Below are 23,361 nucleotides of genomic sequence, written 5' to 3' on the forward strand. Positions count from 1 at the left end.
TGGCGGGAACCCCACCCGACGGGGATTCCGGTCGCCTGCGAGCCACGACCCGCAGCGACCACCGGACTATGCTGCGACCGGTGAGAAGAAGGCAGCAGTCGCCGCTGCCGAAGCGGTTCGGGCTGGACCCGGCCCGGTTGCGGCTACCCGAGGAGGGCGACTGGGCGACCGTACGCGACCATCTGGTCCATCGGCTGCCCCGCGTCGATCCCGCGCGCATCGACGAAATGCTGCATGCCGGTGAGATCGTCGATCTGGCGGGGCCGCTCACACCCGACGCGCCCTATGCGCCCGGGGGCGCGGTCTGGTTCCATCGCGATCTGCCCGACGAGAAACCGGTGCCCTTCGACCTGCCGATCGTCTACCGCGACGACACCATCCTGGTGGCAGACAAGCCGCATTTCCTGGCCACCATTCCGCGCGGCAGTCATATCCTGCAGACCGCCCTGGTCCGGCTGCGCCGTGAACTCGATCTGCCCGATCTGATCCCCGCGCATCGTCTCGACCGCGCCACCGCCGGTCTGGTGCTGTTCGTGGTGGACCCGGCCCGCCGCGGCGCCTATCAGACACTGTTCCAGCGACAGCGGGTCCGCAAGGAGTACGAGGCCGTGGCCGGATACCGCAGCGGACTGGTCTTCCCACTGTCCCTGGAAAGCCGCATCATCAAGGAGAAGCATGTGCTGGCCGCGCAGGAGGTGGCCGGAGCGCCCAACGCACGGACCCGAATCGAGCTCATCGAACGGCGCGGCGATATCGCCCGCTACCGGCTGTCCCCCGCGACCGGCCGCACCCACCAGTTGCGCCTGCACATGAACTCACTGGGTCTCCCCATCCTCGGCGACGATTTCTATCCGGTGATCACCGATAAATCCGTCGACGATTTCACTCGCCCGCTCCAGCTACTGGCCGCCACCCTCGAATTCACCGACCCGGTGACCGGCGAGAACAGACGCTTCGACAGCGGCCGCAGCCTGCAGGCCTGGACCGATCCACAGGGCTGGGCCGGCGCCGCGGAGGCGGCTCCCGCTTCCTGAGGACCCGAGGGACACCGGGCGCCGACCGCTCACCCGCGCACGCCCGACCCCGCGCCCCTCGGCTCCGCCGCGCCCTCCGTGCCGGCACCGGGCGCCCCCGGCCCGTCCGTACACTGGGCCGAATGCTCCACCCGGTTACCGAGGAAACAGCTGCTCCGCGCCCCAAAGTCCACGCGTACGCCGATGTGGCGGTCGTCGTGGTGGTGCTCATCTGCACCAATCTGTTCGCCCATTTCACCACCGCGTGGGCGAACATTGTGAGCGTGCCGATCGCCGCCCTGGTGCTGCTGGGTCTCATGCGCCGGCGCGGCCTGCACTGGTCGGAGCTGGGCCTGTCGCCCCGGTACTGGCGGACCGGGACCAAATACGCGCTCGGCGCGGTCGGGGTGGTACTGGCGGCGGTGGTCATCGGGGCCGCGCTCCCGCTGACCCGCCCGTTCTTCCTGGCCGACCGCTACGCCACCATCTCCGGCGCGCTCATCGCCTCGATGATCGTGATCCCGCTGCAGACGGTGATCCCCGAGGAACTCGCTTTTCGTGGAGTTCTGCACGGCACCCTCGATCGGGCCTGGGGCGCCCGGGGCGTCTTCGCCGCCGGATCACTGCTCTTCGGGCTCTGGCATATCGCCTCGTCCCTGGGGCTCACCGCCGGTAACCGGGGCCTGTCCGAATTGATCGGAGGCGGGCCCGCGGGTCAGATCGCCGGGGTGCTGATCGCCGTCGCCGCTACCGCGGCCGCCGCGGTCGTGTTCACCTGGCTACGGCATCGCAGCGGCAGCCTGCTGGCACCCATCGCCCTGCACTGGGCGGTCAACGGGGCCGGCGCCCTGACCGCCGCGCTCCTCTGGCATACGACCCTGGTGTGAGCCCGCCACACTGCGTGATCAGCAGTGTTCGCAGACCCCGGTGGCCGGGAGCTGGATGAAACAGCTGGAGCACACCACCGTGCGGGCTCCGGTTTCCGGTTTGTGCGCGGACGTGGCGGTCCGGGTCGTGGCGACCGTCCGCCGGGCGTTGCCACCGCGCGGGATCAGCGGCGGGGTGCCGCCGTCCGCGGGCACATCGGCACCGTGGGCCGCGTAGCAGGCCCAGCGGGCGTACGCGGCGTGGGTTTCGATATCGGCCGGCACCGGTAGCGCCGCCAGTTCCAGCACGTACTTGTAGCTGTCGCTGACCTTCAGATTGCGTTTCACACACAGGGCCGTGAGCGGCGGCTCGCCCGCGTTGTGGCAGCGCCGGGCGACTTTGCGCAGGATCGCGTCCATCCAGGTGCGGGTCGGGGCATCGGTGTGCACCCCCGACATCTCCTGCACCCGGTCGGCGAGTTCCTGCACGGTGACGAAGTATCCGTACTCCGTCGCCGTCTCGGCCAGCACCTCGTGCGCGGCCATCGCCCAGGCCACCGCGGCATCGCGGATGGTCACCGCGGTACCGTCGTCGATCCGCCAGGCCCCCGAAATCGTTGTCGCAGCGTCCCTCATAGCTCGTACACCGTAGCGCCGTGGACCCGGGGTACGTCAACCGCCCTCCCCTATATCACATTTCGGGTGTCGGAACACACACGGTGAACAGCACTTACCTCGGTGGTGAGGATGCCTCCGGAGCGACCACGCCCCGCTCCAGATACAGGCTCACCCCACGGGCCCGGGCCGCGAGTGCACACCGTAGCCGACGGCTCAGCCGCGCCACGACACGCTCGTCCAGCCGGTCCACACGCACCCATTCCCAGCGGTCGAGCTCCGCTGCCTGCAGGACGATGTCTCGACCGTCGAGCCCGCCGCCGTCGAACACATAGAGGACCTTGTCCCCCTCCCCGGGGTTCGGCGCCCAATCGTGCACCAGTAACCGGCCGGGCGCCCGGTCGATCCCGAGTTCCTCGGCGACCTCCCGGCGGCAGGCCTGCGCCGGAGACTCGCCCGGTTCCACATAACCGCCCGGGATATCCCAGCCGGTGCCGTACGTCTTGTGCACCAGCAGCACCTCGTCGCTCCCGGCTCCGGCGCGCACGAACAGCGCACCGGCCGCCAGCCGGGCCCGCGTCCCCGTGTCCGTCCCGTCGGTCGTCGCCACGGTGCTATCGGACCACAGAAACCTGCCCGCGCCGCGCCCGAGCCCAGGAGCGCTGACCGGCGAGCGTCACCACGGGATCGAGCATTCCGCGATCGAATTCGGCCGGCCGGGCCCCCGCCGCGATCACCCGCGGCCAACCCGGGTTCGCGAGCGCGCCGCGCCCGAGCGCCACCAGATCCGCGTGCCCTTCCTCGAGTACCGTCCGCGCGAGCCCGGGACCGTGCATACCGCCGTTGGCGATCACGGGCAGCCCGGTGATCGACCGGGCCAGCCGGGTAATGGTCTCACCGGAGTCCAGGACGGCGGTGTCGTACCAGTCCCGGCCCTCACTCGCGAGATGCAGATAGTCGACCCCCGCCGCACCGACCGCGCGGAAGATCGTCTCGGCTTCCCCGGCCCCGGACCACCGATAACCGAGATCGTTGACCTTGGTCTGGGAGAGCCGCAGTCCCACCGGGAATCCCGGCCCCACCGCCGCCCGTACCGCCCGCCCCACCTCCACCGCGAACCGCACCCGGCCCGCCGGATCGCCGCCGTACTCGTCGTCCCGCTGATTGGTGTAGGCAGTGAGGAACTGGTCGATGAGATACCCATTCGCGCCGTGGATCTCCACCGCGTCGAACCCCGCCGCCCGGGCACGCTCGGCCGCCGCGCCGAACCCACCCATGATCCGGCGGATATCCGCGCGGGTCGCCGCCTCGGGCAGCGCGAACGGACCTTCGCCGCCGTACGCCGCCATCTTGGCCCCCAACGGCTGCACCGCCGACGGCGCGATACTCCGGTCACCGTGACGATTGCCCTGCACGAGCGCACCGGCGTGCATCAACTGCAAGGCGATCATCCCACCCGCCGCGTGTACCGCGTCGGTGACCACTCGCCACGCTTCGATCTGGCGCTCGGTCACGATCCCGGGCTGGTCCGGGTAGGCCTGGCTGAACTCGGCGTCGATATAGGTCCCCTCCGTGGTGATCAGTCCGAACCCACCCGCGGCGAACTCCGCGTAGTACTCCGCCATAGCCTCCGTGGCCACGCCGTCGCCCGCGGTACTCACCCGCGACATGGGCGCCACGACCGCACGATTACGCAACCGCAGCGCACCGATCCGCACCTCGGACAGAACAGGATGGATGGTCACAGGAACTCCTCGCACTCGCCGGAAACCGCTCCGGGAACAGATTCCGCGCTACTCACCCTTGGTACAAGTACGGTCTTTTCTGTGTGGTAGGCACATTCCGTATACCTATGGAGGTCACATGCACGAGGACGTACCGGATTACTGCACGGTCGAAGCCGCGATGGAAGTGGTCGGCGGCAAATGGAAGATGGCGATCGTCAACCATCTCTTCGACGGGACCCTGCGCTTCGGCGAACTCCGCCGCGCCATGCCCGCCATCACCCAGCGCATGCTCACCCGCCAACTCCGCGAACTCGAAGCCGACGGGTTGGTCCGCCGCACGGTCTACGCCGAAGTACCGCCGAAGGTCGAATACGACCTCACCGAACTCGGCGCGAGCCTGCGTCCGGTGGCGAAGTTGCTCGAATCATGGGGCGAGCGATACCGGCGCGAAGCAGCCGTATGACCGTGGCACGAGATTGCGCCGACACGCGTCACCTCACCGAACGCCGGACCTGGTAACCCCGCGCGGAGGTACTCGCGGCCTTCGGCCACCTGTCTTCTACGAACGGCACACCCGAGCTCGACCGGTTCGCCGATGATTCGATCAGCGACCCGTACGACCACGCTCAGCAGCGCAGCGACTTCGGTGACGACACCTTCGAATGATCACCCGCAACACAGACAGCATCGGGCGCCGCCCCAATTTCTCCGGACCGACTCGAGGCAAACAGGCGCTTCGCTCGCAATACCAACTCACGGCCGTGCACCTCGCCATAGACCTCAGCCGAGGGCTGATCAACTGCCGAATTCATGACGCGCGGCTTCCGCGGCAAAGGCAGGAACTCCACAGCGGTCCAACCGGCCGAGGAGTTGTCCCATTGTCAACGGTGGCCTCTTGGCGGCGTCCAACTGCGCGACAAGAGCACGTCCGACCTTTGCCGGGTAGAGGTCCAGTTGATCGAGCAGAAACGCATCCGGCGTAATGACGCACACTCCGTGCGGAGCGGTGGAGGCTTCGGGGAAGTCCTTGACATTGAATGTCACCAGCACCTCGCAGCCGGCCTGAACCGTCGCCGCGAGAACGTGGCGATCCTTCGGATGGCACGACAGCCCTGCGACAAGGGCCTCGTACCCGAGGACTTCCGCTGTGGGGAAGGCTCGCTGCATGTGCGCAATGCGTCGTTCGGCACGGTCACGGGCTATCCCCGCCTCTCGTACCAGCACTTCGACCAATTCACGCATTACGTCGGCAGACCAATGCGGTCGAAAAGCCCTCTCCTCTGCTATTCGCAGAACCGTATCGACGAGGGTGGCACTGTACAGGACATTGGTGTCCAAGAACGCCGGAAACACGGGCTGTCACCGAGTAGCCGGAGGCGGTCCATCGGTTGCCGTATATAGCAGGTCCTCCTCGCCGTCGCCGATCATGTCATCCAGCGCGGCCGCGGTGCGCTCGCGCTGCCGATTCTGGTATTCGACCAGGTCCGCCAGGCGCACGAATCGGTGCCGTCCCGGCTTTTCCATCGGGAGTTCGCCGCGCTCGAGGATGCGAACCAAGGTAGGCCTGGATATTCCGAGAAACTCGGCTGCCTCTTGAGTTGTCAGCATCGCGTTCATCGGGGCGACCGTCACGCCCATACCGTTCGACAATGCTTCTGCGACCTGACGGAGCACGTCGTACACAGCGTCCGGCAGTTCGAATCGCGCGCCGTCGGCTCCCACCAACGCGGGCCGGTTCTCCGGCGCTTCACCCCGAGCGGCCTTCAGCGCCCGAGTGAAGTCGAGGATCAACGCCTCCTCACCCCGTTCGGGGACGTAGGTACGGATATTTGCGCTGGCAGCAGGCCTGGGCATGACACCTCCTAGGTTCGACCCGATTATAAACGAACAAAACGAACGCCCGGGTGAGCTGACACGATAACGTCGGCAGCCGTCATCGCCGGTCGACCTGAGGACAAACGCAACGAGGCCCGTCTTCCAGAGCGGGAAGCGGGCCTCGTATTACGACCTCCTCAGCCGAAGAGCGACCTTTTCGGCCTTCTCCAGGACCTCGACCAGCCGCCACCGCTTGGTGGCCGACGTGGGCCGGGTCTCCATCAGTCGCACGCGATCGCCGACACCGGCGGGCAACGCCGCGGCGGAGCCTTCGACGGAGAATGGCACCTGCCGTCCGGCAAACACGTGTGCTACTCGGAACCGGAGACGAATTGAGTGGACATCGACCGAGAAACGGGCCCACATCGATCCGGAGACGCAGCAAGGCCCGCCTCCCAACCGGGAAGCGGGCCTTACGTTTACGACCTTCTCAGCCGAAGAGTGACCTTACTTGGCCTTCTCCAGGACCTCGACCAGCCGCCACCGCTTGGTGGCCGACGTGGGCCGGGTCTCCATCAGCTGCACGCGATCGCCGACACCGGCGGTCTCGTTCTCGTCATGCGCCTTCACCTTGGAGGTGGTGCGGATGATCTTGCCGTAGAGCTTGTGCCGATGACGGTCTTCCAGCTCGACGACAATCGTCTTCTGCATCTTGTCGGAAACAACGTAGCCGGTCCGCACCTTGCGGGTACTGCGCTGCTCCTCCACCTTGTCACTCATGCCGCATCTCCCTTGTCCGCGGGGGCAGTGGCCAAACCGAGCTCACGCTCGCGCATGACCGTGTAGATACGCGCGATCTCGTGACGCACCACACGCAGCCGGCGATTGTTGGTCAGCTGACCGGTCGCCATCTGGAAGCGCAGGTTGAACAGCTCTTCCTTCGATTCACGCAGGCGGGAGACGAGCTCCTCCTCGGTCAGCTCGCGGAGCTCTGCGGCAGGGGTACCGGTTGCCATCAGAACTGCTCCTCCCTCGTCACGATCCTGCACTTCATCGGGAGCTTGTGCATCGCGCGGCGCAGCGCCTCACGAGCGGTCTCCTCATTCGGGTAACTCATCTCGAACATCACGCGGCCGGGCTTGACGTTCGCGATCCACCACTCCGGCGAACCCTTACCGGAACCCATACGGGTTTCGGCCGGCTTCTTGGTGAGCGGGCGATCCGGGTAGATGTTGATCCAGATCTTGCCGCCACGCTTGATGTGGCGGGTCATCGCGATACGCGCCGACTCGATCTGCCGGTTGGTCACGTAGGCCGGTTCCAGTGCCTGGATACCGAACTCACCGAACGTCACCGAGGTGCCGCCCTTGGCGAGACCGCTGCGGCTCGGGTGATGCTGCTTGCGGAACTTGACCTTGCGGGGCATCAGCATTGGTCAGCCCTCCTGCTTTTCTGCCGGGGGCTCGGCCACCGCGGTAGCGGCGCGCCCGGCCTCGGTGCTGGTCGCGGTGGTGCCGGAGGAACCGGAACGACGCGGGCGGTTCGGACGCTCCCGGCGCGGGCGATCCCCGGCCGGCGCGCTCGGGGCGGCCAGCTCACGCTTGCCACCGACGATATCGCCCTTGTAGATCCAGACCTTGACACCGATACGACCGAAGGTGGTCTTGGCCTCGTACAGGCCGTAATCGATATCGGCACGCAGGGTGTGCAGCGGAACGCGGCCTTCGCGGTAGAACTCCGAGCGCGACATCTCGGCGCCACCGAGGCGGCCCGAGCACTGCACGCGGATGCCCTTGACGTTCGGCGAACGCATGGCCGACTGGATGGCCTTGCGCATCGCGCGACGGAACGCCACACGGTTGGACAGCTGCTCGGCCACACCCTGGGCGACCAGCTGCGCATCCGATTCGGGGTTCTTGACCTCGAGGATGTTCAGCTGGACCTGCTTCTTGGTGAGCTTCTCCAGCTCGGCGCGGATCCGGTCGGCCTCGGCGCCGCGGCGGCCGATGACGATGCCCGGACGCGCGGTGTGGATATCGACGCGGACCCGGTCACGGGTGCGCTCGATCTCCACCTTGGAGATGCCGGCCCGTTCCATGCCGGTGCCCAGCAGCTTACGGATGGCGACGTCTTCCTTGACGTAGTCCGAGTACTGCTTGTCGGCGTACCAACGGGACTTCCAGTCGGTGGTGATTCCGAGGCGGAAGCCGTGGGGGTTGATCTTCTGTCCCATTTACTTTGCCCCTCCCTTCCGGCGGCCACGAGTGCCACCGGCGGTGGGGACGCTCTCGACCTCGATGGTGATGTGGCTGGTGCGCTTGCGGATCCGGAACGCGCGGCCCTGGGCGCGCGGCTGGAAACGCTTCATGGTCGCGCCCTCGTCGACATACGCCGTCGAGATGACCAGGGTGTCGGGGTTGAGGCCGAGGTTGTTCTCGGCGTTCGCCGCGGCGCTGGCCACGACCTTGGCGACCGGTTCGCTGGCGGCCTGCGGGGCGAACCTCAGCAGGTCGAGCGCGTCGGAGACGCGCTTGCCGCGGACCAGGTCCACCACTCGGCGGGCCTTCATCGGGGTCACGCGCACGTGCTTGGCGGTCGCGCGCGCAGTCGGATTCTGAGTTTCTGTGCTCATCGCCGCTTGCTCTTCCGATCTTCCTTGACGTGGCTGCGGAACGTCCTCGTCGGCGCGAACTCACCGAGCTTGTGCCCGACCATGTTCTCCGAGACGAACACCGGCACGTGCTTGCGACCGTCGTGGACGGCGAAGGTGTGGCCGATGAAATCGGGGGTGATGGTCGAACGACGCGACCAGGTCTTGATGACCTGCTTGGTGCCCTTGTCGTTCTGTACGTCCACCTTCGCCTGGAGGTGGTCGTCGACGAACGGGCCCTTCTTGAGGCTGCGTGGCATTTCTTACCTCCTCCTTAGCGCTTGTTCTTGCCGGTGCGACGGCGACGGACGATGAGCTTGTCGCTCGGACGGTTCGGCTTACGGGTACGGCCTTCCGGCTGGCCCCAGGGCGAGACCGGGTGGCGACCACCGGAGGTCTTGCCCTCACCACCACCGTGCGGGTGGTCGACCGGGTTCATGACGACACCACGGACCGTGGGACGGCGACCCTTCCACCGCATACGACCGGCCTTGCCCCAGTTGATGTTCGACTGTTCGGCATTGCCGACCTCGCCGACGGTGGCGCGGCAGCGCACGTCGACGCGGCGGATCTCACCGGAGGGCATACGCAGCGTGGCGTAGGGGCCTTCCTTACCCAGCAGCTGGATGCTGGCACCGGCCGAGCGGGCCATCTTGGCCCCGCCGCCCGGACGCAGCTCCACCGCGTGGATGGTGGTACCGGTCGGGATATTGCGCAGCGGCAGGTTGTTGCCGGGCTTGATATCCGCGGTCGGACCGGACTCGATCTTCGTGCCCTGCGCGATGCCCTTGGGCGCGATGATGTAGCGCTTCTCGCCGTCCAGGTAGTGCAGCAGCGCGATATTGGCGGTGCGGTTGGGGTCGTACTCGATATGAGCGACCTTGGCCGGCACGCCGTCCTTGTCCAGCCGGCGGAAATCGATCAGCCGGTAGGCGCGCTTGTGACCGCCACCGCGATGCCGGGTGGTGATCCGGCCGTGGCCGTTACGGCCACCGCTCTTGGTCAGCGGGCGGACGAGCGACTTCTCGGGGGTCGACCGGGTGATCTCGGCGAAGTCCGAGACGGACGACCCGCGGCGGCCCGGGGTAGTCGGCTTGTACTTACGGATTGCCATGAGTTCTTCTCTGCTTTCTGGACTCCCCGCCGCCTACGCGACCGGGCCTCCGAAGATCTCGATGGGCTTGCTGTCGGCCGAGATGGTCACGAGCGCGCGCTTGGTGTCCTTGCGCTTGCCGTAACCGAAGCGGGTCCGCTTGCGCTTGCCCTGACGGTTGGCGGTGTTGACGCTGGTGACCTTCACCCCGAAGACCTTCTCGACCGCGATCTTGATCTGGGTCTTGTTGGAGTCCGGGTGCACGATGAAGGTGTAGGTGCCTTCCTCGATCAGACCGTAGGACTTCTCCGAGATGACCGGCGCCAGCAGGATGTCGCGCGGATCGGCGATGGTGCTCACTTGCTCTCCTCCTGTGCAGCCTCAGCCGGGCCGTGCACGAAGGCGTTGAGCGCCTCGACGCTGAACACGACTACGTCGCTGTCCAGCACGTCGTAGGTGTTCAGCTGGTCCGGTGCGATGGTGTGCACGTATTCCAGGTTGCGGGCACTCTTCCAGGCGGCGACGTCGTCGCGGCCGACGACCAGGAGGAACTTCTTGCGATCCGAGAGCTCGGACAGGAAGGTCTTCGCGGTCTTGGTCGAGGGGTCCTGGCCCGCGACGAGTTCGCTGATCACGTGGATCCGCTCGTTCCGCGCCCGATCCGACAGCGCACCACGCAGGGCGGCCTGGATCATCTTCTTGGGGGTGCGCTGGCTGTAGTCACGCGGCTTGGGGCCGTGCACGATGCCACCACCGGCGAACTGCGGCGCGCGGGTCGAACCCTGGCGGGCGCGGCCGGTGCCCTTCTGGCGGTACGGCTTCTTACCACCACCGCGGACCTCGCCGCGGGTCTTGGTGGAATGCGTGCCCTGGCGGGCGGCGGCCTGCTGGGCCACGACCACCTGGTGCATCAGCGCGATGTTCGCGGTCACGTCGAAGATCTCGGCGGGGAGATCGACGGTGCCGTTGGTCTTACCGCCCAGTTCCTTCACCGGCAGGGTGAGGTTGGCGGATTTCTTCTCCGTACTCACAGCGGAGCTGCTCATGCGTGCGCACCACCCTTCACGGCGCTCTTGACGATCACGACGCCGCCCTTGCGACCCGGGATCGCACCCTTGATCAGCAGCAGGCCGTTCTCGGCGTCCACCTTGTGGACCGACAGGTTCTGCGTGGTGACGCGGTCGTTACCCATGCGGCCCGACATGCGCATGCCCTTGAACACGCGGCCGGGGGTGGCGCAGCCACCGATGGAACCCGGGCGACGGTGCACGGCCTGCGCACCGTGGGAGGCGCCCTGACCGCTGAAGCCGTGACGCTTCATGGTGCCGGCGAAACCCTTGCCCTTGCTGGTGCCAGTGACGTCGACGTAGGTGCCCTCTTCGAAAGCGGCGGCCGAGATCTCCTGGCCGACCTCGAAGGTGGAGGCATCCGCGATCCGGATCTCCGCGACATGGCGACGCGGGGTGACACCGGCCTTGGCGAACTGGCCGGACTCCGGCTTGTTCACCTTGCGGGGGTCGATGGCACCGAAGGCGACCTGCACGGCGCTGTAGCCGTCGCGCTCGACGGTGCGGATCTGGGTGACCACGTTCGGTCCGGCCTTGACGACGGTGACCGGGACGACCCGGTTCTTGTCGTCGAACACCTGGGTCATGCCCAGTTTGGTGCCCAGGATGCCGGCCGCGGGCCTGCTCTTGTTGTCAGTCATGTCTCGAGTCCCCGTCACTGGATATTGACGTCGACGCTGGCCGGCAGGTCGATGCGCATGAGCGCGTCCACCGTCTTCGGCGTCGGGTCGAGGATGTCGATCAGCCGCTTGTGCGTACGCATCTCGAAGTGCTCGCGCGAGTCCTTGTACTTGTGCGGCGAACGGATGACGCAGTACACGTTCTTCTCGGTCGGCAACGGCACCGGCCCGACGACCCGGGCCCCGGTGCGGGTCACCGTTTCGACGATCTTGCGCGCAGACGCGTCGATCGCCTCGTGGTCGTAGGCCTTGAGCCTGATGCGGATCTTCTGTCCCGCCACGCTAAGTGTCCTTTTCTCCGCTTTCGTCCGTGATCCGGATACCGGCTAGGGCGTCCGTACCACCTTCATTTGCACAGCCCGAACACACGATGACGTCTCAGTGGAGACCACGACCAGGGGTCAACCCAGTCCGTGCCGCTGTTCATCTGTCATGGTTCTCCGGTCCACGCGGTCGGGCGTGTCGCCCCTCCGCTCATTCCTCGGCCCCGGAAGAAAACTTCGATCGTGGCCTTCGGAACTGTGTCCCGGACGTACCCACATCGGTGAACGATGAGGTACTCGCTGGTTTTGCTCACCCCGCCCGGCCTGGTTGTTTCACAGAAACAACCGCCACCCGGGGCAAGGCAACCCGAACAGTATGCACGAGCCCCCCGAGGCGTTTCAAATCGGGGTCGGCCGAGGTCCGGCACTCCGGCCACCATACCGCGCCGCCGCTATCTTACCGATGAGTAAGATAGCGGTATGACGAATGAGACCGGCACCTACCGCGGCTGGCGCACACTGCCGGACAATCCCTTCGGCCACGGCCTGTTCTCCCTGTCGATGGTGGCCCGGGTGCCGTACTTCGCCACGGTGCTACCGCGGGTGGTCCGGCTCGAACCCGGCCGTTGCGAGGTCAAAGCCCCCAAATGGTTCGGCGTGCACAACCATCTGGGCACCTTCCACGCCATCGCGGCCTGCAACCTCGCGGAGATCGCGATGGGCATGCTGAGCGAGGCCACCGTCCCCACCACCCACCGCTGGATCCCCAAGGCGATGCAGGTCCAGTACCTGACCAAAGCCACCACGGGCCTCCGGGCGGTCGCCGAACTGACGGAGATCCCGGACTTCGCCACGATCACCGAAGGCCGAGACCTCACCGTGCCGGTCTCGATCTACGACAAGACCGGCAAGAAAGTCGTCCACGCCGACATCACCACCTGGGTCACCCCGAAGGCCTAGCAATACTGGACGGCGACCGAAATAACGACAGCTCTGTGGACCGGGATCGCTCTACGAAGTCGGCTACCCGCAAGCCTGCTTTTCCGTAATGTGGCGCTCGTGTGCGTCTCCGTCGACAGAGCAACATTCAGCGGCACTACCGTCTATGTCGGAAGAGTCGACCATCCCTATCACGGGGTTGTTCACGTTCTCGGATACCAGAACACCGCCGCCGATCTGGCCGGCGGCGCCAATGCCATGCTCCTACACCTGCCCGCTGGTGAGACCATGACGCCGGACAACTTCATTTCGGTCCAGCATCACGGGGACGTCCTGCAGCGAATGGTGGATGCCCTGAGTCCACCCGCAGCGGCCACCACGGAAGACGATGATGTCATCTGGATGGATTCCGGCCCGGAGGTCTGCGTTTTCGAGCACGATGTGTACACGGTGCTGCTCGCGGCCTCCCCGCAGCGGATCCCCGAGGTGCTCGATCGCGTTCCGCGACGCAGAAGGCCCGAACTCCGCTCCGAGCTGTTCGCCTTCTATGCCGAGCACTTCCCGAACCACACAATTGCGTTGTGCTGCTTCGATAACGCGGAAGCCGAGCAAGCCAAGCCACTGATGTTGTGGTACAAACCCGCCGACCCCGACCTGTTCGTCGCGCCTGCCCTGGACTCACACACCGGTGGCGCACCCCGTCCCGGCGATCCCGTACCCGTCGATCATTGGATCCTGTTCGGCAGCGATGAAGCCCCGGCGGGATGGGGTCGGCAGGTCGACTATCCGGCCGGGATGTCCCCCCGCGGCTTGCGCTCCTACCTGCCGGACACGGTTATCGGCCGCTACTACGGCCAGGGGCGGATGCTGCCCAATGGTGACTTCGCTATCGACCGCAGCGATCTGTTCCTCGACGATCCCGCAGACCGGATCCGGCGGGTCCAACCCTGCTAGCGCCGACACCGTTGGCGATACTCGACATGCGCGAGAAGGCGCGCTTCAATGCCAACCAGCGCACGAGCCCCGCCTCCCACTCCGATTGGCCGAGACGAGGCATCACCGGTCGTCCTGATGAGCGATGCTCGATAAGGAGACCTCGGCCGCGCGTCGATTCGCCGACGGGGATCTGTTCGCGGTGGCTCGGGTCCCTGTGTCCACAGAGCAACGGGCCTGCAAGATGGGCCCGAGACGGCGTGCGTCGACAACGATCGAATGCGCGCGCTACACGGTGTGGGGTGCTGGTTGCTCTCCCCCGCCCCAGCCCGTTGAATGCAGTACATGGCAGACAGCGTGGTCCGTGAGTTCGATATCTGCGTGGTCGGGCTGGGCCCGTCCGGGCGGGCGCTGGCCAACCGGGCCGTCGTGGCCGGTCTTCGGGTCGCCGCCGTCGATCCCCGCCCGGATCGCCTGTGGCCGCCGACTTTCTCCTGCTGGATCGACGAGCTCCCGGACTGGTTGCCGCACAGTGTGATCGCGAGCCGGATTCCGGCACCGGTGGTCTGGACGACCTCCGAGATCAAGATCGAGCGACCCTATTGCGTGCTCTCCAAGCCGCTGCTGCGCGATGCCCTCTCGCTCGACGACGCCCAGGTGTACGCGGGGCGGGCGGTCCGGGTGGACGCGCGCGAGGTCGAGCTGGCCGACGGCACGGTGATCCGCGCGGCGGTGGTGGTGGATTCGCGCGGGATGCCGCCGCTGGGCGACCGGCGCGCGGCCAGCGCGCACGGGATCTTCGTGAACGCCGAGACCGCGGCGCCGATGGTCGGGGAGGGTGAGGGCCTGCTGCTGGACTGGCGGCCGGAGAACGGTGCCGGACCCGACGAGCCGCCGTCGTTCCTGTATTCGGTGCCCCTCGGGGACGGCACCGTGATCTTCGAGGAGACCAGCCTCGGCCTGCGCGGCGGGATGCCGCAGCACGAACTACGCAAGCGCACTCTCGCGCGGCTGGCAGCGCACGGTATCGAACTGACCGGCGCGGAGCCGAGCGAGGCCGCGCACTATCCGCTGGACACCCCGCCGCCGAAGAACGGCGTGGGCAAGGTGGTGCCCTATGGGTCGCGGGGCGGGATGATGCACCCCTGCACCGGTTACAGCGTCGCCGCTTCGTTCGCGCTGGCCGATACCGCGGTCACTGCGATCCTGGCCGGCGAGGACCCGATCGCCGCGCTGTGGCCGTGGCAGGCCCGGCTCACCTACTGGATGCGGATGCGCGGCCTGTGGGGATTGGGCCGGTTGACCACCGAGCAGTCGATCGCCATGTTCGATTCCTTTTTCTCCGCCTCGCCGCGGGGACAGCGTGCCCTGCTGTCGGCCCACGACGATTACGCGGCGCTGGGCGCGGTCCTGTTCAACACCGTCTCGCACACCTGGCCGTTCCGCTGGCGCTACGACCTGGTCGGCTGGACCAACCGCGACCGCTGGGCCGGCTACCCGTTCGCACCGGCCACTTCCGAGACGCGGTCGCCCGGGTCCCGGAGGTAGCCGGCCGCGATCAGCCGCTGCGCTCGGCGGATTTGCGGTAGCCCCGGACCGCGGGATAGCCGAACACCAGGATGGCGCCGACCACCCACAGCAGGGTGTCGACGAGCGGTTCGGCGACCGGACCGCCGAGGGAGAGCCCCTTCATCGCTTCGATGGCGCAGCTCATCGGCTGATTCTCCACCGTCGACCGCAGCCAGCTCGGGTAGGCGAACACCGGGACGAAACCGGAATTGAAGAACAGCAGCAGGTTCATGAAGATCGCGACCAGCTGAACCAGCAGCGGGCCCTCGGTGGAGGCCGCGAGCGCGGTGATGAAGACGGCGAACGCGAGCCCGAACAGGATCGGGATCCCCATGAGTGCGAGTGCGGCCCACGGCCCCTGGTCGAAGCGGAATCCGAGGGCGAACCCGACGGCGATGATGATGACCGTGGTGAGCGAGATCCGGATCACCTCGGCGAACAGCCGGCCGGTCAGGCTCGCCGCGCGATGGATCGGCATGGTCCAGAACCGGCCCAGCAGCCCGGTGGCCTTCTCGACCTTGAAGCCCAGCGCGCTGACCACCGCGCCCGTCATCGCCGCGACGAGGGTGATCATCGGGACGGTGCCGTAGATGGCGGGCTTCCCGGTGAAACCGGAGATGGAATCGTCGAGCACGATCCAGAACATCACCAGGGTCAGCGCCGGGTACACGATCGTCTGGATGGTGGTGGCCGGATCGCGTAGCCAGGCCGTCAGCAGCCGTTTGCACTGGATGGAACTGTGTACCGCCCAAACCACCAGCGATCGCTCGGACCGCGGCTCGACCCGGGGCAGTTCGAGCGCGGCGATATGGACCGGCAACTCTTCGGTTCCGGTCGCCGTGGGTCGTTCGATAACGCTCATGCTGTGTGTCCTTTGGTCATGAGCGAGCGCACTCCATGGTCACGCTCCGCTACCGCCTCCGGGCCTGACTCGCTCATGCTGTATCCCTGGGGCATGAGCGAGGGCCCTGCGGGGTCACGCTGCGCTACCGCCTTCGGGCCTGACTCGCTCATGACCGCCTCACACTCGCCCAGACCGCGAACGGGGTGAATACCGCCGCCGCACCGACCAGCCAGAACACTCCCACTCGCAGGACCTCCCAGGTCACCCCGTCACCCGCCATATCGCGCAGTGCGTAGGCGAACTGGGTGATCGGCTGATTGCGCACGAACGGCCGCACCCATTCGGGGAAACCGGTCTCGGGCACGAAACCGCACGACATCATGCCGAAGATCAGCGTCGGCAGGGTGAGCGCCTGGCTCAGCGAGGCGGGGCTCTTGGTCAGGCTGCCCAGCCCGTCCGCGCCGACCGCCAGCACGGTCCCGACAGCGATGGCGAAAGCACAGAAGCCGACGGTCTGACCCCAGCCGGCGGTGAACTCGAACCCGATGAGATGGCCGTAGATCAGGGCCGCGGCCAACGATACGACCGAGCGGAACAGCCCGGCCGCGATCCGCGAACCCAGCGGTACCAGCATGCCGATCGGCATGGTCTGCAACCGGGTGCTGAACCCGGTGAGCGCCTCGACGGCGGCCAGCTGCGCATTGGACATCATGGTGAACGCCATGGTCTGCAGCACCACGATCGGCATGACGAACTGCGCGTAGTCGATGCCCTGGAACTGCATCACATAGCGCAGCGGGAGATAGAAACCGAGGGTGAAGACCAGCGGCATCACGATCGCGGCGATCATTTCGCCTTTGGTGACCATGGTCCGGACGACGCGTCCGGTCAATGCCCGCCACTGCGCGAACACGGACACCCGCGGCTGCGGGAGGTCACCGAACAGGTCGCGGCGGGAAACCGCGGGAGCACTCATGATGCACCCACCAGACATGAGCGAGAACGGCGATCGGTCAACACACTGACGCGGAGGCCGCAGCGCAGGCGAAGGTATCGCACTACCGTCTCCGGGCCTGACCCGCTCATGCCGGATCACCCGGCCGGCCGGTACCGCCCGAGTGCCCGGTGATGGACAGGAACACATCGTCGAGGGAGGGGCGGCGCAGTCCGATATCGGCCAGGGTGATGCCGGCGGCGTCCAATCGGCGCAGCGCCTCGGCCAGCGTCGCGGCACCGTCGGGCGCCGGGATGGAGAGGCGTTCGGCTCCGGCGAGGTCGGCGGCGACGGCCGGCGGAACCAGGTCCCCCAGCGCGGTGGCGGCCCGGGCCAGCTGGGTCGGGTCCAGCGGGACGACCTCGCAGTAGCTGCCGCCGGTCTTCTCCTTGAGTTCGTCGGCGGTGCCCTCCGCGATCACCGTGCCCTTGTCGATCACGATGATGTTGTCCGACAGGACGTCGGCTTCTTCCAGGTACTGGGTGGTGAGCAGCACGGTGATGCCCTGCTCTTTCAGCGCGCTCACCAGATTCCAGACACCTTGCCGGCTGCGCGGGTCGAGACCGGTGGTCGGTTCGTCGAGGAACACCACTTCGGGCCGGACCACCAGACCGCAGGCGATATCGACCCGCCGCCGCATCCCGCCGGAGTACTGGCGGACCGGGCGGCGGCCGGAAGCGACCAGGTCGAATTCTTCGAGCAACGCGTCCGCGCGCTTACGCGCCGTCGATTTGCTCAGGCCCATCAGCCGGCCGAACAGTTCCAGGTTCTCCCGGCCCGAGAGGTTTTCGTCGAGGGCGGCGTACTGGCCGGTCATCATGATCGAGCGGCGCACCCCGGCCGGATCCTTGCGGATATCGTGACCGGCCACCACCGCGCTCCCGGAATCGGGACGCAGCAGGGTGGACAGAACCTTCACGGTGGTGGTCTTGCCCGCGCCGTTGGGCCCCAGGATGCCGAGCACGGTGCCGCGGGCGGCCGAGAAGCTCACCCCGCGCAATGCGTGCACTTCACCGAAGGATTTGGTGATGCCCTCGACGCGGACGGCGTCCGCCCAGGCGGGCCCGGCGCCGTGGGGGCGAGGTGCGAGCGCCGGCGCGGCCCGGCCGTTCCCGTACTCCGATGTCCCGGCGCCGGGGGTGCGGGAATGCACCGATCGAAGCGGTGGGGCATTCTCGCCGGCGGGTGTCACGGCTTCGTTCGAAATCGGCATCAACTCTCCACTATCGGCCTGATCGGCGGGCGGGGTGACCGGCGCATCGGTATCCCCCTGGATGATCCCTGGCGCCGGGCGCGATGTTACCGGCCGGGGCAATGGCGCCGGAGCACCGCCTTTACCCCATACCGGGTCGAACCAAATGTGCCTTTGCTCACAACGACGTCGCGGCCGGTCATCCACCCTGGTCGGCGGTGCAGGGACAGTCCATGGGCAGTGTTGGTACCTTGTCGGCGCTACGCCACCACCATAATCTGAGTGCCATGGCCGATACCGCGCAGCCCGAGGTGGCGGCGCGTTCGGGAGGACCCGGCCGACCGAGCGTGCTCACATCCCACGATCCCCGCACCGGCGAGGTGGTGGGCAGTTATGCCGTTGCCGGCCCCAGCGAACTCGAACGTGCGGTCCATGCCGCCCGCACGGTCGAGGACTGGTGGTCGACAGCGAGTTTCGGAACTCGCAAACGACTTTTGCTGGAGTGGAAACGGATTATCGCGCGCCGGGCCGCGCAACTGGTGGAGATACTGCGCGAGGAAACCGGCAAACCCGAGGCCGACGCGGCGATCGAAGTCATGCTCGCCGTGGAGAGTTTGGACTGGGCGGCGCGCAATGCCGGTCGCGCGCTGAGCCGGAAACCGCTGGCCTCCAACTGGCTCACCCGCAATCAGCGGGCATCGGTCGGCTATCTGCCGCTGGGCGTGATCGGCGTCCTCGGCCCCTGGCAGAACCCGGTTTTCACGCCGATGGGTTCGATCGCCTACGCCATGGCCGCGGGCAACGCGGTGGTTTTCAAACCGCACGCGGTGACCAGCGGCACCGGGCTGTGGCTGGCCGAGACCTGGCGCGAGATCGCCCCCGACAGGCCCGTTCTGGCGGCGGTCACCGGCGACGATTCGACCGCGGCCGCGCTGTGCCGCGCCGGGGTAGACAAGATCGCATACGCGGGGCCGGAAGCCGAAGGCCGCGAAGTGATCTCGTTGTGCGCCCAGACCATGACCCCGGTGGTCGTCGAGAACTCCGGCAAGGGCGCGATGATCGTGCACGTCGACGCGAAACTCGACGACGCCGCCGACGCCGCGGTGTTCGGGGCCATGGCCAATGCGGGCCAGAACGCGACCGGCGTCCAGCGGGCCTATGTCGCGGCCTCGGTCTACGACCAGTTCCTCGAGCTGGTGGTCGCGCGGGCCCGCGCCCTGAAGCCCGGCGCGGACCGGCGGTCGTCCTACGGACCGATGATCCTGGAATCGCAGACCGAGGTGGTGCGCAAACAGGTCCGCGACGCCCTGGCGCGCGGCGGACGCGCGGTGGTCGGCGGCCTGGATTCCATCCGTGAGCCCTACGTCGAGCCCATCGTGCTGGCCGATGTACCGGAGGAGAGTGTCGCCATCACCGAGGAGGGCATCGGCCCGGTCCTCATCGTGAACAAGGTGCGCGATCTCGACGACGCCGTGGACCGGATCAACGATGCCGGCCGCGGTATCGCGGTCTCGGTGTTCACCCGCGATATCGCCGAGGTCGAGGTCTACGCCGAACGACTACGGGTCGGGGTGGTCACGGTCAATACCGCCACCACCTACGCCGGCATCCCGGCGCTGCCCTTCGGCGGGATCGGCGAATACGGGCAGGGGCACAGCCACGGCGTACTCGGGCTCCGCGAATTCAGCCGCACCCTGTCCATCGCCCGCAACCGGTACGGGGAACCGCTGGGCCTGTCCAGTTTCCACCGCAATGGGCGGCGACTGCGGGTGGCGCGCACGGTATTCCGGTTCCGCCACGGCTGACCGACGGCTCGCCGATCAGACCGGCGGAGAACCGAGCATGGCCGCCATCATGAGGGCATGCACCCGGGCCATGTGCTGAGGCCGGGAATCGAAACGGATCAACCGGCCCACATCGATGACCTGGCCGATCGCCGAATGCACCCGGAAGCGCGCCTCGATCGGATCCCCGTCGAGCAGATTCGCCCATTCCTGCACGTTCTGCCGCTGGATGGCCCGCAGTTTGTGCTGTTCGGCCGGGGGCAGGTTCGGGAATTCCGCGTAGTACACCGGCATGATCTCCGGCATGGTGAAACTGAGCCGGACGTAGCGGTCGGCGATCTTGTCCACCGCGTCGGCGCGACCGCTCGCCTCGGCGAGCGCCTCGGTGATGGCGAAGGCCAGCCGGTCGCCGGTGCGGTGGAAGGCCGCCGCCAGCAGATCGGATTTACTGCTGAAGTAGCGGTAGACGCTGGAGGCATTGATGCCGACCGCCGCGCCGATCTCCTCGATACTGGCCTCGTGGTAGCCGCGGCGGCCGAAGATCCGGATCGCCTCGGTGAGCAACTGCTCCCGCTTGGAGGTCACCGGCAGACCGCGCGGGGAGTTGTCGGGTTCGCCGGGCCCGGGTGCGGGCGGAAGTTCGGTACGCACGAGCGACCAGGCCATATCGTGCAGCAGCGGTAGCAGTTTGGCACTGGACAGAGCAGTCCGATGGGCCGAGATACTGCCGATCACGCTGAGCACGGCGGCGGCCAGCAGGGCGATGTCCTCTGGTTGGGCGTCCGGGCGGAGCTGCGCGATCGGCGCGGCCAGCGTGTCGTTGATCTCGTTGTAGAGAGTGCGGATGCGGGCCCGGTCGGGCTGCTCCAGATAGCGGCCCTCCCACCGGTACAGACCGGCCTCGCGCCGGATCTCGATGGTGTGCTCGGCGACCGCCCGGATGAGGGCGTCGAGACGTTCGTCCGGCTTCGCTCCCGGCTCGTCCGCGGCCCGGGCGGCCTCGAGCAGTTGCCGGGCGCCTTCCTCCGCGGCGGCGACCAACAGCGCGTACTTATTGGCGAAATGGCGGTACAGTGCGGGGCCGGAGATCCCGACCTCGGCCGCGATCTCGTCCACACCGACCGGGTAGTAGCCACGTTCGCTGAAGGCCCGGGCCGCAGCGCGCATGATCTGCACCTTGCGGTCCTTGGGCCGGCGCCGCCCGCCCTGGCCGTTGCCACGGTCGGCCGGACGCACGCGCACCGGGTCCACCCGGCTGCTATCCGCGACCATGCATTCTCCGTTCGCCTCGGCGGCGCCGCCGGTGTTGACAGCGCCCGACAAGTCAACCTAAGTTAACCACAATTCGCAACGTTAACCGCTATTCGCCACCCGGTCGGCACCGGACGGCACTCGATGGAGCGCGCATGGTCAACACAGATTCCCCCACGACGCAGCCGGCGGGTTTCTCCGCCGTGCAAGACGGCCGGGTACTGCGGGTCACCCTCACCAAGCCCAAGCGCAAGAACGCGCTCGACTACGACTCGCTGGTCGCCCTCGGTGACACCTTCCTCGCCGCCGCGCAGGACAAAGCTGTGCGGGTGGTCGTGCTCACCGGTGCCGGGGGCGACTTCTGCACCGGCGCCGACCTGGCCGCCAGCGCCGAAGAGGGTGCCCGCGGCATCACCCCCGACCAGGTGATGGACGCCGCCAACCGCCTCGTCCGCGCCATCGTCGACCTTCCGGTACCGGTTATCGTCCGCCTCCGGGGCGCGACCGCCGGCGTCGGGGTCGGTATCGCGCTGGCCGCCGACCTGGTCTACGCCGAAGCCGACTCCTACCTGCTGCTGGCGTTCATCAATATCGGCCTGATGCCCGACGGTGGCGCCGCGGCGCTGGTGGCCGCGGCTGCCGGCCGGCCGCTGGCCGCGCGGATGGCACTGCTCGGCGAACGCCTGCCCGCCCCCGCGGCCCGCGCCGAAGGCCTGCTCACCGAGGTCCTGGCCACCACCGAGGAACTCGACGCCGCCGTCGAGGCGGCCGCCGAAAAGATCTCCCACGGCCCGCGGCGCGCGCTCGAACTCACCAAGAAGGCGCTCAACCGCGCCACCCTCGGCGCGCTGGACTCGGCCCTGGCCGATGAGAAGGCCGGCCAGGTGGAACTGCTGCAGTCCCCCGACTTCTTCGAGGGCGCCGGCGCCATGCTGGGCAAACGCAAAGCGGTCTTCGCGGAGTAGGCGCGACCCCGACGACGAAACACCCGCCCTGCCGGTGGCAGGACGGGTGTTTTCGTGACCGGGGAGCGGGCTAGACGCCCAGGCCGCGGGCCAGGACCGGCCAGGACACCTTGAACTCGTCCTCCCAGTAACCCCAGGAGTGGGTACCCGAGTCACGGAAGTTGAAGGTGGCCGGGATACCGAGGGAATCCAGCCGCGTCTTCAGGTTGTGAGTGCAGAAGTTGGTGCCCGCCTCGATCACGCCGCCGACCAGGATCTGGTTGGCCAGCCCGTAGGAGCCGGGCAGAGTGTGCGGGCCGTCCAGGGTGTCCCAGCGGCCGGGCAGACCGTTACCGGTGGAGACGTAGAGTTCGAGACCGCGCAGCCCTTCGGCGTGCAGGTACGGATCGTTCGCGGCCCATTCCGGCGAGCCCTGCGGACCCCACATGTTGTCGGTGTTGCCGCCGCCCCACGTGTTCACGGTGAGCTTCACGAACTCCGAACCGACCGGATCGCTGGTCTGGGCGCAACCGCTGTAGGCGGCGGCCGCCTTGTAGAGACCGGGCTTGGCGATCGGCAGGGCCAGCACGGTGGTGCCCGAGGTGGACAGACCGGCGAGGCCGTTCACACCGTTGGTGCCCAGCGCGCCGTCGATCAGCGGCGGGAGCTCTTCGGTGAAGAAGGTCTTCCACTTGTTGCGGCCCAGCGCCGGATCGTCCTTGATCCAGTCGGTGTAGTAGGTCCAGGAGCCGCCGATGGGCTGGATCACATTGACGTTCTTGTCGGACAGGAATTCGAGGGTGTTGGTCTGGGCCTGCCAGGACGCCGAGTCCTCGCCGCCACCCGCGCCGTTGAGCAGGTAGAGGGTGGGCCGGGGCACCGAGGCATCGGCCGGGCGCTGGACGTCGACGACAATGTCCTTGTCCATGGCCACCGAGTTCACGTACAGCCGCAGATTGCGGTCGTCCTTGTACTCGGCCTTGACGATGCGTGACCCGTCGGGCGCGGTGGGGTCGGCGAGCAGTGTCTTGGACTCGATGATCGGATCCGCACCGGCGGTGCTCCCACCGAGACCGGTCATCACACCGGTAAGAACTGCCGTGGCCGCGACCATTGCCGCGG

29 protein-coding genes and 1 pseudogene are annotated in these 23,361 nt (G+C 67.5%); 8 read left to right on the forward strand and 22 right to left on the reverse strand.

Annotated elements, in window-relative coordinates; genetic code table 11:
• Positions 1-80 precede the first annotated feature (80 nt).
• A complete protein-coding gene (locus AB0H42_RS04900; protein ID WP_357049919.1) occupies positions 81-1,034 on the forward strand; it encodes an RluA family pseudouridine synthase in 954 nt (317 codons plus the stop codon).
• Positions 1,035-1,156: 122 nt separating this feature from the next.
• The gene (locus AB0H42_RS04905) at positions 1,157-1,900 is read left to right on the forward strand and encodes a CPBP family intramembrane glutamic endopeptidase (RefSeq protein WP_357049922.1); all 744 of its coding nucleotides are present in this window, start codon (positions 1,157-1,159) and stop codon (positions 1,898-1,900) included.
• A gap of 18 nt (positions 1,901-1,918) precedes the next feature.
• Here AB0H42_RS04905 and AB0H42_RS04910 read toward each other — a convergent pair whose 3' ends face one another.
• The 3 genes from AB0H42_RS04910 to AB0H42_RS04920 form a co-directional block, all read right to left on the reverse strand.
• Positions 1,919-2,515, reverse strand: a complete 597-nt coding sequence (locus tag AB0H42_RS04910; RefSeq protein WP_357049925.1) for a hypothetical protein — start codon at positions 2,513-2,515, stop codon at positions 1,919-1,921.
• Positions 2,516-2,609: 94 nt separating this feature from the next.
• Positions 2,610-3,104 carry an NUDIX hydrolase gene (locus AB0H42_RS04915; RefSeq protein WP_357049928.1) on the reverse strand — a complete coding sequence of 165 codons (495 nt, stop codon included), beginning with the start codon at positions 3,102-3,104 and terminating at the stop codon, positions 2,610-2,612.
• Positions 3,105-3,108: 4 nt separating this feature from the next.
• On the reverse strand, positions 3,109-4,239 hold the full coding sequence (locus tag AB0H42_RS04920; protein WP_357049931.1) for an NADH:flavin oxidoreductase: 1,131 nt from the start codon (positions 4,237-4,239) through the stop codon (positions 3,109-3,111).
• Between the two features lie 118 nt (positions 4,240-4,357).
• On the opposite strand from AB0H42_RS04920, the gene AB0H42_RS04925 reads away from it, so the two are divergent.
• On the forward strand, positions 4,358-4,684 hold the full coding sequence (locus tag AB0H42_RS04925; RefSeq protein WP_357049933.1) for a helix-turn-helix domain-containing protein: 327 nt from the start codon (positions 4,358-4,360) through the stop codon (positions 4,682-4,684).
• A 332-nt stretch (positions 4,685-5,016) separates the two neighbouring features.
• Here the strand turns inward: AB0H42_RS04925 and AB0H42_RS04930 are convergent, their stop codons facing one another.
• From AB0H42_RS04930 to rpsJ, 14 genes and pseudogenes are all read right to left on the reverse strand, one after another.
• Complete coding sequence (locus AB0H42_RS04930) at positions 5,017-5,574, reverse strand: PIN domain-containing protein (RefSeq protein WP_357049936.1); 558 nt, start codon at positions 5,572-5,574, stop codon at positions 5,017-5,019.
• A gap of 6 nt (positions 5,575-5,580) precedes the next feature.
• On the reverse strand, positions 5,581-6,012 hold the full coding sequence (locus AB0H42_RS04935) for a helix-turn-helix domain-containing protein (RefSeq protein ID WP_357049939.1): 432 nt from the start codon (positions 6,010-6,012) through the stop codon (positions 5,581-5,583).
• 210 nt (positions 6,013-6,222) lie between these two features.
• A pseudogene (gene rpsQ / locus AB0H42_RS04940) lies at positions 6,223-6,345 on the reverse strand (30S ribosomal protein S17); the annotation flags it as partial.
• A 198-nt stretch (positions 6,346-6,543) separates the two neighbouring features.
• A complete protein-coding gene (gene rpsQ / locus AB0H42_RS04945) occupies positions 6,544-6,816 on the reverse strand; it encodes a 30S ribosomal protein S17 (RefSeq protein WP_030522690.1) in 273 nt (90 codons plus the stop codon).
• Positions 6,813-7,052 (reverse strand): 50S ribosomal protein L29, encoded by a 240-nt coding sequence (rpmC, locus tag AB0H42_RS04950; RefSeq protein WP_030522691.1) that lies wholly within the window; start codon positions 7,050-7,052, stop codon positions 6,813-6,815. The genes rpsQ (AB0H42_RS04945) and rpmC overlap by 4 nt, the downstream gene beginning before the upstream one ends.
• A complete protein-coding gene (rplP, locus tag AB0H42_RS04955; protein ID WP_062999052.1) occupies positions 7,052-7,468 on the reverse strand; it encodes a 50S ribosomal protein L16 in 417 nt (138 codons plus the stop codon). Before rplP ends, rpmC begins: the two co-directional genes overlap by 1 nt.
• A 3-nt stretch (positions 7,469-7,471) precedes the next feature.
• The gene (gene rpsC, locus AB0H42_RS04960) at positions 7,472-8,269 is read right to left on the reverse strand and encodes a 30S ribosomal protein S3 (protein ID WP_265802594.1); all 798 of its coding nucleotides are present in this window, start codon (positions 8,267-8,269) and stop codon (positions 7,472-7,474) included.
• The gene (gene rplV / locus AB0H42_RS04965) at positions 8,270-8,668 is read right to left on the reverse strand and encodes a 50S ribosomal protein L22 (RefSeq protein ID WP_030522694.1); all 399 of its coding nucleotides are present in this window, start codon (positions 8,666-8,668) and stop codon (positions 8,270-8,272) included. It abuts the gene before it with no gap.
• Positions 8,665-8,946 (reverse strand): 30S ribosomal protein S19, encoded by a 282-nt coding sequence (rpsS, locus tag AB0H42_RS04970; RefSeq protein ID WP_030522695.1) that lies wholly within the window; start codon positions 8,944-8,946, stop codon positions 8,665-8,667. The genes rplV and rpsS overlap by 4 nt, the downstream gene beginning before the upstream one ends.
• Before the next feature lie 14 nt (positions 8,947-8,960).
• The gene (gene rplB / locus AB0H42_RS04975; RefSeq protein WP_357049944.1) at positions 8,961-9,800 is read right to left on the reverse strand and encodes a 50S ribosomal protein L2; all 840 of its coding nucleotides are present in this window, start codon (positions 9,798-9,800) and stop codon (positions 8,961-8,963) included.
• Between the two features lie 33 nt (positions 9,801-9,833).
• A complete protein-coding gene (gene rplW, locus AB0H42_RS04980; protein ID WP_030522697.1) occupies positions 9,834-10,139 on the reverse strand; it encodes a 50S ribosomal protein L23 in 306 nt (101 codons plus the stop codon).
• On the reverse strand, positions 10,136-10,825 hold the full coding sequence (gene rplD / locus AB0H42_RS04985; RefSeq protein ID WP_357049947.1) for a 50S ribosomal protein L4: 690 nt from the start codon (positions 10,823-10,825) through the stop codon (positions 10,136-10,138). Before rplD ends, rplW begins: the two co-directional genes overlap by 4 nt.
• Positions 10,822-11,487: a 50S ribosomal protein L3 gene (gene rplC, locus AB0H42_RS04990; RefSeq protein ID WP_357049950.1), complete on the reverse strand. Its 666-nt coding sequence runs from the start codon at positions 11,485-11,487 to the stop codon at positions 10,822-10,824. The genes rplD and rplC overlap by 4 nt, the downstream gene beginning before the upstream one ends.
• 14 nt (positions 11,488-11,501) lie before the next feature.
• Positions 11,502-11,807, reverse strand: a complete 306-nt coding sequence (rpsJ, locus tag AB0H42_RS04995; protein WP_003938093.1) for a 30S ribosomal protein S10 — start codon at positions 11,805-11,807, stop codon at positions 11,502-11,504.
• 462 nt (positions 11,808-12,269) lie between these two features.
• Here rpsJ and AB0H42_RS05000 point away from each other — a divergent pair, with 462 nt between their 5' ends.
• From AB0H42_RS05000 to AB0H42_RS05010, 3 genes are all read left to right on the forward strand, one after another.
• Positions 12,270-12,749, forward strand: coding sequence for a hotdog fold domain-containing protein (locus tag AB0H42_RS05000; protein ID WP_357049953.1), 480 nt, complete (start codon positions 12,270-12,272; stop codon positions 12,747-12,749).
• 99 nt (positions 12,750-12,848) lie between these two features.
• Positions 12,849-13,682, forward strand: coding sequence for a hypothetical protein (locus AB0H42_RS05005; protein WP_357049956.1), 834 nt, complete (start codon positions 12,849-12,851; stop codon positions 13,680-13,682).
• Positions 13,683-14,006: 324 nt separating this feature from the next.
• On the forward strand, positions 14,007-15,209 hold the full coding sequence (locus tag AB0H42_RS05010) for a lycopene cyclase family protein (protein ID WP_357049959.1): 1,203 nt from the start codon (positions 14,007-14,009) through the stop codon (positions 15,207-15,209).
• A 10-nt stretch (positions 15,210-15,219) separates the two neighbouring features.
• Here the strand turns inward: AB0H42_RS05010 and AB0H42_RS05015 are convergent, their stop codons facing one another.
• The 3 genes from AB0H42_RS05015 to AB0H42_RS05025 form a co-directional block, all read right to left on the reverse strand.
• Positions 15,220-16,092, reverse strand: a complete 873-nt coding sequence (locus AB0H42_RS05015) for an ABC transporter permease (RefSeq protein WP_357049961.1) — start codon at positions 16,090-16,092, stop codon at positions 15,220-15,222.
• Between the two features lie 148 nt (positions 16,093-16,240).
• Entirely contained in the window at positions 16,241-17,050 is an 810-nt protein-coding gene (locus AB0H42_RS05020; RefSeq protein ID WP_357049964.1) for an ABC transporter permease, read from the reverse strand.
• A gap of 106 nt (positions 17,051-17,156) precedes the next feature.
• A complete protein-coding gene (locus tag AB0H42_RS05025; RefSeq protein ID WP_357049967.1) occupies positions 17,157-18,281 on the reverse strand; it encodes an ATP-binding cassette domain-containing protein in 1,125 nt (374 codons plus the stop codon).
• Between the two features lie 212 nt (positions 18,282-18,493).
• Between AB0H42_RS05025 and AB0H42_RS05030 the strand changes: the two genes are divergently transcribed.
• Positions 18,494-20,065 (forward strand): aldehyde dehydrogenase family protein, encoded by a 1,572-nt coding sequence (locus AB0H42_RS05030; protein WP_357049970.1) that lies wholly within the window; start codon positions 18,494-18,496, stop codon positions 20,063-20,065.
• A gap of 15 nt (positions 20,066-20,080) precedes the next feature.
• Here the strand turns inward: AB0H42_RS05030 and AB0H42_RS05035 are convergent, their stop codons facing one another.
• On the reverse strand, positions 20,081-21,316 hold the full coding sequence (locus AB0H42_RS05035) for a TetR/AcrR family transcriptional regulator (RefSeq protein WP_357049973.1): 1,236 nt from the start codon (positions 21,314-21,316) through the stop codon (positions 20,081-20,083).
• Positions 21,317-21,450: 134 nt separating this feature from the next.
• Between AB0H42_RS05035 and AB0H42_RS05040 the strand changes: the two genes are divergently transcribed.
• Entirely contained in the window at positions 21,451-22,260 is an 810-nt protein-coding gene (locus AB0H42_RS05040; protein ID WP_357049976.1) for an enoyl-CoA hydratase-related protein, read from the forward strand.
• A gap of 70 nt (positions 22,261-22,330) precedes the next feature.
• Here AB0H42_RS05040 and AB0H42_RS05045 read toward each other — a convergent pair whose 3' ends face one another.
• The gene (locus AB0H42_RS05045) at positions 22,331-23,320 is read right to left on the reverse strand and encodes an alpha/beta hydrolase family protein (protein WP_357050222.1); all 990 of its coding nucleotides are present in this window, start codon (positions 23,318-23,320) and stop codon (positions 22,331-22,333) included.
• Positions 23,321-23,361 lie beyond the last annotated feature (41 nt).

This window comes from Nocardia sp. NPDC050799, assembly GCF_040654015.1.
Classification (GTDB): domain Bacteria; phylum Actinomycetota; class Actinomycetes; order Mycobacteriales; family Mycobacteriaceae; genus Nocardia.